This is a genomic window from Pseudoalteromonas sp. SG43-7 (assembly GCF_014164295.1).
Classification (GTDB): Bacteria; Pseudomonadota; Gammaproteobacteria; order Enterobacterales; family Alteromonadaceae; genus Pseudoalteromonas; species Pseudoalteromonas rhizosphaerae.
In genome coordinates this window covers 1-12,919 of sequence record NZ_JACJEY010000080.1, presented here as the reverse complement: position 1 = coordinate 12,919, position 12,919 = coordinate 1, and the positions used below count along the sequence as shown (strand labels likewise).

The window sequence follows — 12,919 nt, the reverse complement described above, 5'->3', positions numbered from 1 at the left end:
AATGCTTGGCGTAGCTCGCTAGGTACAAAACCTAGATCCCGTTGCTGATAATAGGCTTTATCAACCAGTGGATTTTTTTGACATTTTTGTCTAAAAAACTCTTCTTTTATGCTTTTATCCCAATTAATCGCATCTAAAATACGAATAGGGGTTTGTAGGGCGATTAATCTATCTGATAATTCGCGAGTTTTAAGTAATAACGCCTTATCTATCATGCTCTAAGCTCACTGATGAATGAGCCTAGAGGATAGGCTAGATTTGCTCATTTTCAAAGCAAATTATTACTTACTTTGCAAATTCACAGGGCTAGAAAAATCGCTGATACGATTGACCATGTGTCCATTTTTATAAATGACCAAGGTAGGCACACTACTGATTTTATTATCAATAAATAAATCATTACCGTGATCAATGTACACCGGATGTATGACTTTAAATTTTTCGATATATTCATCAACAGCGGCTTGATCTGTCCATAATTGGCTAACCCTAGCTTCAATATCAATTCCCTGATTGGTTAATAAATTGATTTGCTTTTGAGCTGCGGCACAGTTTGTTGCCATCTTCGGGCGAGTGTCAGCTAAATACCAATCACACCACGTTGCCGTATATAATATTGCCTTTAAGCCATGCTCTGGAATAACTAAAGCAGTCGCAACTTGCTTATTACCTTCATCTAACAAGCGGGCCTTTGCCACCACGCCGTCATGTGATAATAATCGCAGTGTATTATCAAGTGCTTTATCTGCTTGATGGCCTTGAAAAATCACTTTGCCCGTTTTATCGAGTAATACATGAAAAGGAGTGCCTATAAATTGATAATGCTGAGCAACTTTTGCGGTATGATCACTCATGATAGGCATGGTTAAATTAAACTGTTTTTTAACAGCTGCAACAGCAGTAGGATCATCATTTAGATCAATGTTAATCGCTATTGTATCAATTGTATCTCCATACTGTTCATAGGCCTGCTGAAAGTGTGGCATTTGCTCCATACAAGGCTTACACCACGTTGCCCAAAATTTTAAATACACAGGCTTTTTGCCAACGATTTTATTCAGCTCGAACAGTTCGCCCTGTTGGTTTTTTAAAACCAAATTTGACTCATTTGCTAACAAATGTTGACTGCTTGAAAAGTACAAAAAGACCCACAACAGCGTAATATATTTAGACTTCATCATTGTTATCCCTAAAATAAATACACCTTAGCATGGTCGCTTTCTTAGCTGATTGTAATTTTGCGACATCGGTGAACTTTTCGATCATTTATCATTACATGGTATAAACTAAATAGAGTTAGGTTTCGTATCAATTTAATTATCAAAGCAACATTTGGAGTAGTGATGAAAAATGACATCGAAGGAAAACAAATATTAGCTGTCTATGAGCAGATCATCCAACATGGTGAGATAAATAATGAAGGAAAACACTATAAAGGATTAACCGCATTTTCAGATATTGATGGTTATACCATTTACCTTAAAGGCAGTGGCGTGTTGCTTCGATTTGGTTTTCATAACACCTATCATCTCGATTATGAACATGAAAAGCATAAAGATGACTTCCTTAAAAAGCTGGAAAATATAATCAATGAGGTGTAATTGTGTATAACAGCAAACCGCGCATTCGCCCAGCTAATAAGCACAACCAACATACAGATTTTATAGCCAAGGTTGTGCAACAATTACGCGACGATGAAAGTAAGCTTGCCATAATTAAAGGTAATCTCGAGGAGTATCGGCAACAACGGTTCCTAAAGCGAGGATTTTTAACTGCAATTGAACGATTCGACTGGGTGTTTGAAGCTTCTGATGATATTGAAGATATTTGCCAGCAAATCTTAGCGGATGACTATATTGGCCAGCGATTACGTCGCTATCCGTTACTATTCAAAGGAATTCTATAGCCTAATTAACAGTTTATCGTACCCATCTGGTAAACCACCGTTTATTAATGATAATCATGCTTAAAAATGATAGATTGCGGAAATTTTTCAATTTTAAGAGCCTTGCTATGTCAAAAGCCGTCGACACTGCCGACTCATCGAGTGAAGAAAAACAATCGGGATTATTTAACCGATTTTTAGCCTCGGTTGAGTTTTTGGGGAATATGTTACCCCACCCAATCACCTTGTTTGCCCTATTTTGTGTGGCCATTATTGTTTTCAGTGGTATTGCTGATTGGTTTGGATTAAGTGCAATTGATCCTCGCCCAATTGGCTCCGCCGGTCGTGAACCTGACGGCGTTATCGAAGTTGTGAGTCTATTAAGTGCTGAAGGCTTACAACGTATCGTCACCGGTCTTGTTACTAATTTTACCAGTTTTGCCCCTTTAGGAACTGTGCTTGTTGCACTATTAGGTGTCAGCGTTGCCGAACATTCAGGGCTATTATCTGCTGCAATGCGTGGCATGGTAATGGGGGCATCTAAACGCTTAGTTACCTTTATGGTGGTATTTGCCGCTATATTATCTAATACCGCATCTGAACTTGGTTATGTTGTATTAATTCCTTTAGCCGCAATGATCTTCCATAGTTTAGGCCGTCATCCATTAGCGGGCTTAGCCGCAGCTTTTGCCGGTGTATCGGGCGGTTACAGTGCTAATTTATTGTTAGGTACGATTGATCCATTGCTTGCAGGTATTACGACTCCGGCAGCACAAATGATTGATCCAACTTACCAAGTTGGCGCTGAAGCAAACTGGTATTTTATGATGATTTCAGTTTTACTGATTGCCGTATTAGGCACCTTCGTGACTGAAAAAATCGTTGAACCCCGCCTTGGAAAATACAACCCCGATGAAGCCAGTGCTGATCTGGCGCAAAATAATATAGAAGGCTTAACAGCTAAAGAAAAATCAGGCTTAAAATGGGCTGGATTTTCTTTATTGTTAGTATCGCTACTACTTGCTTGGACAATCGTGCCTGCAGATGGCATTTTGCGCCATCCTGAAACAGGTTTATTTGCCCACTCGCCTTTTTCTAAAGGGATTGTGGTATTTATTTTTATTACCTTTGGTATACCCGGTTTCGTTTATGGCCGTGTAGTAGGCACCATGAAAAATGATAAAGACGTGATCAACGCGATGAGCAAAAGTATGAGCTCAATGGGCATGTACATTGTATTAGTATTTTTTGCCGCGCAGTTTGTTGCCTTCTTTAAATGGACTAACTTAGGGACTATTTTAGCCATAAATGGCGCTGCTATGTTACAAGCCCTCAATCTGACTGGTCCTGAAGTATTTGTGTTATTTATATTAATGTGTGCATTAGTTAATCTAAGCTTAGGTTCTTCATCTGCACAATGGGCAATCACTGCGCCTATCTTTGTACCTATGCTCATGTTAATTGGCTATGCGCCAGAGACCATTCAGGCGGCTTATCGAATTGGTGATTCTGTCACCAACTTGATCACCCCAATGATGAGTTACTTTGGCTTGATACTCGCCGTTGCCACTAAATATAAAAAAGACATGGGAATAGGCACTTTAGTCGCCACCATGCTGCCTTATAGTATGATTTTCTTTGTCGGTTGGGTTGCTCTGTTTTATTTGTGGGTGTTTGTATTTGGTCTGCCAGTAGGGCCTGGCTCACCAATTTATTACACACCTTAATAACCGATAAATAATGCCAGCTGTTGCTGGCATTATTATTAAGTGACTCTAACGTGTTTGAAAAACTAAACTATCTGCTTTAATAATAGTAACTACTTATACAATTGTCACATTATTAGCAACTTCAACGAGATCTAACATCATGAAAATAGTATTTTTTATTATCACTTTAGCATGTTCTTTGATCAGCATAACAAGTTATGCGCAGCCACTCCCATCAGTAAATATAAAGTCCGTTGCATTAACTAATTATGCGCACCCGCAACAACACATCTATACTGCAGGACAACCTTCTAAAGAGCAATTTCAGCAGCTTGCAAAGCAAGGTATAAAGTATGTGATTAATTTACGCGGGGATGGGGAAAATAATTGGGATGAACAGGCTTTAGTGACCAATTTAGGACTGCAATACTTTTCACTGCCCATTTCATCAAGAGCCGATATCAATATCGAAAATGCAAAAAAACTGCAGCAATTATTAGCGCAAGCATCTGAGAGCCCAACATTACTGCATTGTGCAAGTGGTAACCGAGTTGGGGCACTGATTGCACTTTATAACGCAATAGAGCTTAACCAACCAATTGAAAAAGCGATTGAGACCGGTAAACAGTGGGGATTGAAAAGTCTTGAACCTGTGGTAAGAGACGCCATAGCAGCAACCTATGCAATAAAAGAGCATTAAAATAACACATTAGATGTATTGAAATATTCAACTATGACTTTAAATAGATCTAACAACAAAAAGCCCTTAGTTAAATACTAAGGGCTTTTTTTAAATGTAATTTAAAGCTGCCATGCATAACTTAATTTAGTAAAGAAAGTACGTTGATCGCGTTCTATACTTTTTAATGAGTCATCTTGATAGCCTTTATCTGAATAACCCAAGTAAAATAATGTTTGTGCATTAATTTTATATGAGTAAACAAGCTGACTGCCATAATCTCGGTTGATGTGATTTACAGCAAAGTAATAAGCATTTTGATTTCGGTCGATATCTTCAAACTGTAAAATCAGTTTCAGCATCGAGCGCATATTAAATTTATAATAAATTCGTAAATCGGTTAGATTCGCTGTAAATACATTTTCACCTTGTGGGTTATCTAAACGGCTATAACTGTGTTCAAGCTGTAGTTGCCAATGATCATTGATGTCCCAGGTAAGTTCTGGCTCTAGAGTAAATAAATCACCTAACTGCTCATTACTGTAATCTATTTTACTACCAAACTCACTATAGAGCGTAATACGTAAATCTTTGCTTGGGTTAAAACCACCATAAATAAAGCCGATATTTTGATTATAAAAATCATCTTTATAGCTCTCATTACGATGGATCAAACCAAACTCTAAGGATGACTGTAATTGGCCTTTTAAAAAAATATACCCTTCGTACTCTTCTTCAAGCAAGCTACCATCTTGCGCCCAGGTTTTGTCCCAATCAACATTATAAGAATATTCGGTTATCATCTCACTTGCGTCTAAGTACCAAGTTTGCCCGCCGCCTAGTAACGCTTTTTTATAATCCACTTTTTCTTGATAGCCAACATCGGTAAGATAATCCTCACCAATATCTTCGTAACTGGCAAGTAGCTTATAATCCCTTTTCTCGCGAGAAAACTCGAGCTTATAAGCTTGATCAGATTGGTTTTTCTCCAAGCCATAGTTATCAGTTAAAAAGGCGGAGTTTTTAGTATCAGAGGTAGCAACTTGATACAACACACTATCTGTTTGATTAAACCAATAACTACCATCTACAGACAGTACGGTATTGTGATAGTCATTCGCTTCACGGTGGGTACTCATCACTCCTATAGTGCCCTGCTCGCCAATGTCGTATTGATACCGGCCAACCGCTGACTTTGATTTTTCAGCTAAATTAGCAAAGCCAGAACCTTGGTTAGTCGGTAAAAAAAGACTGGTATTTTCATCATCGGCATACATAAAGGCATAACTATGTGCATCTGTTTTCCCGGTTATTTTGGCGCCAATTTCAGGCTCGGCAATTGTACGAGTATATAAAAGCTCAAATAAACTGCTTTTGAAATACGATGCACCATCTAAAAAGAACGGGCGTTTCTCAGCATAATAAATAGAGTATGTAGTATTGACATCCAACTCTAAACTATCGGTCTCTACTTGCGAGAAATCGGGATTAATGGTGGCATTAATAACCGCATCTTGGCTGATACCCCAACGTAAATCGAGTCCAGCTTCAGTCTCAATATCACCATTTTTCCAGTCCCTCGGTACAGCCTCTTTGGCATCATTGCGAAGAGCGGTCAAGGTCGGTGTTAATTGAATATTTTTGCTCGGTTCCATGGCATTAAAGCCTGTTATTTTATCAAACTGGCAAAAACTGCATTTCACGTCGCGATCAAAACCTACATTGGATAATTGATATAAAACATCTCGAGGATAATTACGCCACAGCGCAACCCCCCAAGTCATATCGGCTTTATTTTTAGGAAAACGCAATACAGTGAACGGGATGCGCATCTCTACGGTATAACCTTGGTCAGTTATTTGCCCCGCACTGTCCCAAATCGCATCCCACGATGGATCTTCAGCCCAGCCATCGGTATCGGTCATGCGCATATCACCTTGTGCACCGAGTGGATTTACGTAAAACTCATAACCTGTTCGCTCATCGTTAAAAGTATCAATCATCAATGCGACATTATCATCCGACCATAATGTATCGCGATCTCGAAGTGCTGCACGTATTTGACTGGGATCATTATCATAAGCAACAAAACCAAGATATAAATAGTTGCCATCTTCATAGATATAAACGTCTGTTTTTACAGGTGGTGTGCCTTTTTCGTTGGGTTCATTTTGATAGCGTAAAGGGATTAAAGTGGCTTGTTGCCAGTGCGGTTCGCTCAACTGCCCATCAAGATCAATACCTTGATCAATGTGCGCTAAACTAAATTGTTGTTGCTCAGCGTGTGCAAACGTACTGCATAAAGCGAAAGCTAAAACCCAGACAGATAATATTATTAATTTTATATACTGCATAAACATCCATTTAATACTCAGTTACTCGGATGAGTAATTTAAGTAGCAATTGTAATTCACACAGGTACATTTGTTAATAGTTTGATTGCAAAAATGTTATTTTAATTAACTAATCAAGACAAAAAGCTGAGATTTTAGGTCTCAATTAACTTTAATTTATCGGCCACACCATTCCAGGTATCGGCATCTTCAGGGGCTGGTTTTACATCAGTGATACGCGGCCAAATAAGAGCAAGTTCGGCATTCAGTTCGGTGAATTCTTGTTGCGAATCAGGTAATTCATCTTCTTGATAAATTGCTTCAGCGGGGCATTCTGGAACACATAAACCACAATCAATACAATCAATCGGACTGATCGCCAAAAAATTAGGGCCTTCATAAAACGCATCTGCTGGACACACTGCTACACAGTCAGTGTATTTACACTTTATACAGTTTTCAGTGACTACAAATGCCATTTTAACGTTTGCCTAACATATCTTAATACAGCTGGAGATCATACCCAACCACAGCCAAAATACAATAAATAATCGCTGCCATCGAGGCTTAAATTAACGTAAAATAGTCCGCGATTGTGAGCAACTCGCATCAGCGACTGCTAAGACACCTAACAGAGACTAAATATGATACGTTTAACAGAAATTAAGCTGCCACTTGATCATGGCGAAGATGCCATAAAGCAAGCAATTATAACTAAACTTGGCATTGATAACAGCCAACTCCATAGCTTTAATGTCTTTAAACGTGGTTACGATGCCCGCAAAAAAACCGCCATTTTACTTATTTATACCCTCGACATTGAGGTTGATAATGAAGCGCAATTATTAATTCAGTTTGCTAAAGACCAACATGTAAAACCAGCCCCTGACACCAGCTATAAATTTGTTGCTCAAGCACCAGCAACAATTCAAGAACGTCCTGTGGTAATAGGCTTTGGCCCTTGTGGACTGTTTGCTGGTTTAATACTGGCGCAAATGGGGTTTAAACCCATTATTTTAGAACGTGGTAAAGAAGTACGTGAACGTACCAAAGACACTTTCGGTTTTTGGCGAAAACGTACTCTAAATACCGAGTCAAACGTGCAATTTGGTGAAGGCGGCGCAGGAACATTCTCTGACGGAAAACTTTACAGCCAAGTTAAAGATCCAAAGCATTATGGTCGTAAAGTGATTACTGAATTTGTAGCTGCGGGCGCACCAGAAGAAATTATGTATGTCAGCAAACCGCATATTGGTACTTTTAAGCTGGTTACGATGATTGAAAAAATGCGTGCAAGTATTGAAGCGCTCGGCGGTGAAATTCGTTTTAGCACCCGCGTTGATGACATCCTACTTGATGATGGCCAAGTAACAGGACTGAAATTATCCTCCGGTGAACAACTTGATACCCGTCATGTTGTGCTTGCGGTAGGTCACAGCGCACGTGATACATTTAAAATGGTATACGATAAAGGGATTTACGTTGAAGCAAAACCGTTTTCAGTTGGTTTTAGAATTGAGCACAAACAATCTATGATCGATGAATGCCGTTTTGGTGATAATGCTGGTAACCCGATCCTTGGCTCTGCAGATTACAAACTGGTTCACCATTGTCAAAGCGGCCGTACTGTTTACAGTTTTTGTATGTGCCCAGGCGGTACTGTGGTTGCAGCAACCTCGGAAGAAGGTCGCGTGGTAACGAATGGCATGAGTCAGTATTCTCGCAGCGAACGCAACGCTAACAGTGCCATTGTTGTGGGGATTTCTCCTGAAGAAGATTTCCCAGGTCATCCATTAGCCGGTATTGATCTGCAGCGAAAACTAGAAGAGCAAGCCTTTGAACTAGGTGGTAGTAATTACGATGCACCTGCACAGTTAATTGGCGACTTCTTAAAAGGTAAAGATTCAAGTGACTTAGGCGATGTAAAGCCTTCATACACACCAGGTATCAAACTCACTGATCTAGCAAATGTGTTACCTAAATATGCAATTGATGCCATTCGTGAAGCAATTCCTGCATTTAATAAGCAAATTCGTGGTTTTTCATCAAACGATGGTTTATTAACCGGCGTTGAAACCCGTACTTCATCACCAATTTGCATTAAACGAGATAAAAGCATGCAAAGTATCAATACCCAAGGCCTATACCCTGCCGGTGAAGGTGCGGGTTATGCAGGTGGTATTCTTTCCGCAGGCATTGACGGTATAAAGGCCGCTGAAGCATTAGCGTTATCTATGCTTGAGAAAAATAGCTAAGTAGTTTTTCACTGTTCACAAAAAAGCCTCATTTATTGAGGCTTTTTTGTGTTAATGACTTAACTTATACCATTATTTCTTTAACGAAAGTTTGGCACCTTTGAGGGTTTTACGTACGTTTGAGATACGTGAACGGTTTTTAGCTCGCGCTTCACCAGTTGCTTGACCTGATGGTTTATTTGAATGGCTACGACGCAAATGCGATGGTTTTTTGCCAATTTTATCAATCAGTACTTCACGGTTACTTACTTCATAACCCGGCAAGTATTCACGCTGAATTTTTTGACCAATTAAGGTTTCAATTTCAAACAACATATTTTCTTCTTCGCGGCTAACAAATGAGATTGCTTGACCTTGTTTACCGGCACGACCTGTACGACCAATACGGTGTACGTAATCTTCAGCAAGCCATGGTAAGTCAATATTAATTACACGTGGTAGGTCATCAATATCAATCCCGCGAGCGGCAACTTCTGTAGCCACAAGCACACGTACTTTACCCGCTTTGAAATCACTTAATGCACGACGACGGTTACCTTGGGTTTTATCACCATGGCACACAGCAGCCGGGATACCATCTAAGTTTAATTCTTTAACTAGCTCATCAGCCGTTTCTTTCATGTTGACGAACACTAACACTTGCTGCCAGTTTTTCTTACCGATCAATTCAGAAAGCAACTCTTGTTTACGGCGCTCTTCAACTGGATAAACCACGTGATGAACGGTTGCAGCAGTGCTGTTGGTTTGATCAACACGGACAATTTCAGCTTGCTTGAGTACTTTGCTAGCAAACTGTTTAATTGCCGCTGGGAATGTTGCAGAGAACAACAAAATTTGGCGATCTTCAGCACAGCCATTGATCACTGTTTGCATATCACCAATAAAGCCCATATCAAGCATACGGTCAGCTTCATCGAGCACAAGATGTTGTACGTCAGCAAGGCTTAGATTACCTAAACGAATATGATCCAGTAAACGACCCGGTGTTGCGACTACGATATCGACACCCGCTTTTAAGCCATTAGCTTGACCTACCGTACTAACACCGCCAAATAAACTCACAGTTTTAAGCTTGGTGTACTTTGCAAAATCAGTAAAATTATTGGCAATTTGCTCTGCAAGCTCACGGGTTGGTGCTAGCACTAAGGCACGTGGCGCATTAGTTTTTGTGTATTCAACTTCAGATAATTTTTGAATAATTGGTAAAGCAAAAGCAGCTGTCTTACCGGTGCCTGTTTGGGCACTGGCTAAAACATCTTTGCCTTTACGTACTGCTGGAATAGCATTACGTTGAATGGGCGTAAGGGTGTGATAGTTAAGTTCATCTAACGCCTGAAGAAGTTCAGGGGCAAAACTAAAAGATTTAAAATTCATGCTGTATAACCTGCGGCCACATTATCAAGGGTCGCAAATTATACAGCAATTTAAGGCAAACAGTTAGTTTTTAAATATATAAACCAACTAGAATTACCTTTTCTCTTCTACAGCCATTTTTGTGTTTGACCTTTTCAAAGCATACTTTGCTAAGCAATAACAACAATGGTTGGCGATCTTTTAAAGCCCAAACTAAATTATGGCAGAATAATTGTATTTTCTAAATTTAATGGTGTGGCTTTAGAGCCACCTACAACAGCAACATCATCAAGTTGATTGATCAACGTAACCCCTTGCACTTGCTGCTGCTCATTTAATGGCACATAAGGTAATCTAAATACAGGCTTGACTGCACCTGTCATCATCAATGCAGTATTAATTGCAATTGGATTTGGCTCACAGAACAACCAACTGATCAAAGGTTGTAATGACGCGTTCAGCGCGTCGCTTTTGCTGTCCATTAATTGACGATACAAGCCAGGAATTAAATTAGAGGTTACCGAGATCACGCCATGCGCTTTATAAGTATGGCGAGCATCATGTGCTTCATCGTCATTACCAGACCAACAGGCAATACCTTGTTGCTCATAGTGATTAATGCGCTCATTACCACCGCACTCTTTTACGCCAATAAAGTTTTCATGTTGTGCCAACGGCTCAATAATGTCAGGGGTTAAATCTTGTCCTGTACGCCCTGCTACGTTGTAAATAAATGCCGGACCAATTGCCAGCACTCGTTTGAAGTGTTCAATCACACCGGCAATCGATGTGCGGCCATAATAAGGGTTAATTTGTAGCGCTGCGTCCATACCGCTGGCAAAGCCATACTCAGTCGCTTTAACGGCTTCGCGGGTATTGTTACTGCCAGTGTTACCAACAATCACCAACTTATCTGCATACTTATTAACGCTGTGCGCAATCAGCATTAAATGCTCTTCCCAGTTCATTAACTGGCCTTCACCTGTGGTTCCACCGACCACAATACCATCAACACCGGCGGCGATCTGCTGTTCAACTAAATAATCATAGGTGGCTAAGTCAATTTCACCACTGGCTAAATAAGGCGTTTTAATTGCTGTGATGAGGCTTGCTTGTTTAATTTGTTCTAGGGTGCGCATAAAAAATTAATCTTAAAAAAACTTGCCGTAGTTGTAACATAAAAGCAGGCGTTTTCCGAGTGTTGCATAACTAATTAATTAAATTACTTGTGTTGTAGAGGTGCTTAGTCCAAAATAAACAACTGTATAAATAAACAGTATATTTATTTTCTAACCTTGAGTGCACTTTTATGCGTTTATCACGATTTTTAGCAACCCATTTTTATCACAGCGAAGAGCTTTGTCATGCCTTAGCAATCGATGAAGATACTCTTGCAATTTGGCAACAAAACGGGTTATTTCCAAAACCCAGTTACTGTATTAAAAATCAGCTTAGTTGTAGCTCTTACTCTGGTTTATATGAATGCGAAGAATACGACGACTTCTATCCACGAGGATGCGTTAACTGGGGACAAGGCTTAGCCAAGCAAAAAATTGATTCATCCAGTCAAGCCTTCAACTACTTTGCACAGCAATACAGTGCAAGTTTAACGAAGTTAGCTCAACAAGGATTTGAATTTAACGAAGAGCTATTTGGTTGTGAATTAGAAGAGCACCTGCAACAAGTATGGCAACAATTTTTATGCAGTAAATACGGTGTGCTAACTCAAAATGGCTTAATTGAAGAAATCGCCGCCGTTGATATTGGTCGCTTAGTTGTAGATGATATAACCGAATTACGCACAAAGCCAAACCTCACACAAGCAGAGCGAAGCAAATTACACCCTGCTTTAAAACTATTAAATCGCGCGCTTAGTCATGGTGCCGAACACGAAAAACAACATACCCTTCGTGCCCGTTATATTGATGCACTGGTGCTTAAATATGATTTATCGGTTAAGTGAAGAAAAAAAGTTTTAGGTTTTAGGAAAAACAATAGTGCCGTATCACAGTTTTGCATAAATGTAACCGCAATATGATGATTTTTAAGAGTAGTGTAACCAAACTTACTGAATGAGTACTTTGAGCGCGATGAAGATGGCCACTCTAGCGCGTTTCTGGACAGAAATACGTTACGAACTACAACACACTCTAACTTTTCGGATTGCCTCAAGTATTGCAGCCATGCACTCAGCATAGGAACCAAACTCAATTATCCAATATAGATAACTTTGGGGAAACCGCCTGTTGCGTTATGCTTATCTCAATCTTTATTGACTCGCGAATTCCCATGCCTAACGACGCATTCAACACTCAACTTGCAGAGACAATTTCTGCTCTTAACTCACCAAGCTTTACGCCTAAACTCATGCGCGTGATTGCTTCCATATTGAGTTTTGATTGCGCGGTTATCCTCGGCTACCGCGAAGGTAAACACCCTATCTACCTATATGATTCGATTGAAAGTGAACGCGATCTTCTGTTCCAGCGTTATCTCACCACCTCTTTTCAAAACGACCCCTTTTATAAAAAGCTGAACGCTAACAAAGAGCAAGGAATTTTTACGTTCAAAGATGTCGTAGTGTAATGGTCTAATGAAACTGGACAGGTTTATAGCGTAAAATGAGCTAAACCCAAAAGGTATCACTATGACCAGAAAATCAAAAGTAACACTCAGTGCACAACAAAAACTTGAATATGCCAAAT

General features: G+C 39.7%; 12 protein-coding genes and 1 pseudogene. 7 read left to right on the top strand and 6 right to left on the bottom strand.

Going from position 1 to position 12,919, the window contains the following annotated elements; genetic code table 11:
- Both H5200_RS21585 and H5200_RS21580 read right to left on the bottom strand, forming a co-directional pair.
- Positions 1-215: pseudogene (locus H5200_RS21585) on the bottom strand (flavohemoglobin expression-modulating QEGLA motif protein); the annotation flags it as partial.
- A 66-nt stretch (positions 216-281) separates the two neighbouring features.
- A complete protein-coding gene (locus H5200_RS21580) occupies positions 282-1,181 on the bottom strand; it encodes a redoxin family protein (RefSeq protein WP_149980150.1) in 900 nt (299 codons plus the stop codon).
- A gap of 162 nt (positions 1,182-1,343) precedes the next feature.
- Between H5200_RS21580 and H5200_RS21575 the strand changes: the two genes are divergently transcribed.
- From H5200_RS21575 to H5200_RS21560, 4 genes are all read left to right on the top strand, one after another.
- On the top strand, positions 1,344-1,601 hold the full coding sequence (locus H5200_RS21575; protein WP_149980149.1) for a DUF3081 family protein: 258 nt from the start codon (positions 1,344-1,346) through the stop codon (positions 1,599-1,601).
- A 2-nt stretch (positions 1,602-1,603) separates the two neighbouring features.
- On the top strand, positions 1,604-1,906 hold the full coding sequence (locus H5200_RS21570; RefSeq protein ID WP_182719554.1) for a hypothetical protein: 303 nt from the start codon (positions 1,604-1,606) through the stop codon (positions 1,904-1,906).
- A gap of 107 nt (positions 1,907-2,013) precedes the next feature.
- On the top strand, positions 2,014-3,612 hold the full coding sequence (locus tag H5200_RS21565) for an AbgT family transporter (RefSeq protein ID WP_182740899.1): 1,599 nt from the start codon (positions 2,014-2,016) through the stop codon (positions 3,610-3,612).
- A gap of 142 nt (positions 3,613-3,754) precedes the next feature.
- Entirely contained in the window at positions 3,755-4,294 is a 540-nt protein-coding gene (locus tag H5200_RS21560) for a fused DSP-PTPase phosphatase/NAD kinase-like protein (protein WP_182762570.1), read from the top strand.
- 101 nt (positions 4,295-4,395) lie between these two features.
- On the opposite strand, the gene H5200_RS21555 is transcribed toward H5200_RS21560, so the two are convergent.
- Both H5200_RS21555 and fdxA read right to left on the bottom strand, forming a co-directional pair.
- Positions 4,396-6,627: a carbohydrate binding family 9 domain-containing protein gene (locus H5200_RS21555; RefSeq protein ID WP_182762568.1), complete on the bottom strand. Its 2,232-nt coding sequence runs from the start codon at positions 6,625-6,627 to the stop codon at positions 4,396-4,398.
- Positions 6,628-6,761: 134 nt separating this feature from the next.
- The gene (gene fdxA, locus H5200_RS21550) at positions 6,762-7,085 is read right to left on the bottom strand and encodes a ferredoxin FdxA (RefSeq protein WP_145235999.1); all 324 of its coding nucleotides are present in this window, start codon (positions 7,083-7,085) and stop codon (positions 6,762-6,764) included.
- A gap of 165 nt (positions 7,086-7,250) precedes the next feature.
- Between fdxA and H5200_RS21545 the strand changes: the two genes are divergently transcribed.
- Positions 7,251-8,861 (top strand): NAD(P)/FAD-dependent oxidoreductase, encoded by a 1,611-nt coding sequence (locus tag H5200_RS21545; protein ID WP_182758253.1) that lies wholly within the window; start codon positions 7,251-7,253, stop codon positions 8,859-8,861.
- A gap of 72 nt (positions 8,862-8,933) precedes the next feature.
- On the opposite strand, the gene H5200_RS21540 is transcribed toward H5200_RS21545, so the two are convergent.
- Positions 8,934-10,235 (bottom strand): DEAD/DEAH box helicase, encoded by a 1,302-nt coding sequence (locus H5200_RS21540; RefSeq protein WP_145236005.1) that lies wholly within the window; start codon positions 10,233-10,235, stop codon positions 8,934-8,936.
- A 197-nt stretch (positions 10,236-10,432) separates the two neighbouring features.
- On the bottom strand, positions 10,433-11,353 hold the full coding sequence (gene dapA / locus H5200_RS21535; protein ID WP_182719557.1) for a 4-hydroxy-tetrahydrodipicolinate synthase: 921 nt from the start codon (positions 11,351-11,353) through the stop codon (positions 10,433-10,435).
- 170 nt (positions 11,354-11,523) lie between these two features.
- On the opposite strand from dapA, the gene H5200_RS21530 reads away from it, so the two are divergent.
- Both H5200_RS21530 and H5200_RS21525 read left to right on the top strand, forming a co-directional pair.
- Positions 11,524-12,177, top strand: coding sequence for a DUF6058 family natural product biosynthesis protein (locus H5200_RS21530; protein ID WP_145236013.1), 654 nt, complete (start codon positions 11,524-11,526; stop codon positions 12,175-12,177).
- Positions 12,178-12,503: 326 nt separating this feature from the next.
- Complete coding sequence (locus H5200_RS21525; protein WP_220497049.1) at positions 12,504-12,800, top strand: hypothetical protein; 297 nt, start codon at positions 12,504-12,506, stop codon at positions 12,798-12,800.
- The last annotated feature ends 119 nt before the right edge of the window (positions 12,801-12,919 follow it).

Bases quoted from the DNA above. Each gene is read 5' to 3' on its own strand.
- H5200_RS21545 (WP_182758253.1), top strand. From the start codon at position 7,251: ATGATACGTTTAACAGAAATTAAGCTGCCACTTGATCATGGCGAAGAT.
- dapA (WP_182719557.1), bottom strand. From the start codon at position 11,353: ATGCGCACCCTAGAACAAATTAAACAAGCAAGCCTCATCACAGCAATT.
- H5200_RS21565 (WP_182740899.1), top strand. From the start codon at position 2,014: ATGTCAAAAGCCGTCGACACTGCCGACTCATCGAGTGAAGAAAAACAA.
- H5200_RS21555 (WP_182762568.1), bottom strand. From the start codon at position 6,627: ATGCAGTATATAAAATTAATAATATTATCTGTCTGGGTTTTAGCTTTC.
- H5200_RS21580 (WP_149980150.1), bottom strand. From the start codon at position 1,181: ATGATGAAGTCTAAATATATTACGCTGTTGTGGGTCTTTTTGTACTTT.
- fdxA (WP_145235999.1), bottom strand. From the start codon at position 7,085: ATGGCATTTGTAGTCACTGAAAACTGTATAAAGTGTAAATACACTGAC.
- H5200_RS21530 (WP_145236013.1), top strand. From the start codon at position 11,524: ATGCGTTTATCACGATTTTTAGCAACCCATTTTTATCACAGCGAAGAG.
- H5200_RS21540 (WP_145236005.1), bottom strand. From the start codon at position 10,235: ATGAATTTTAAATCTTTTAGTTTTGCCCCTGAACTTCTTCAGGCGTTA.
- H5200_RS21525 (WP_220497049.1), top strand. From the start codon at position 12,504: ATGCCTAACGACGCATTCAACACTCAACTTGCAGAGACAATTTCTGCT.
- H5200_RS21560 (WP_182762570.1), top strand. From the start codon at position 3,755: ATGAAAATAGTATTTTTTATTATCACTTTAGCATGTTCTTTGATCAGC.
- H5200_RS21575 (WP_149980149.1), top strand. From the start codon at position 1,344: ATGAAAAATGACATCGAAGGAAAACAAATATTAGCTGTCTATGAGCAG.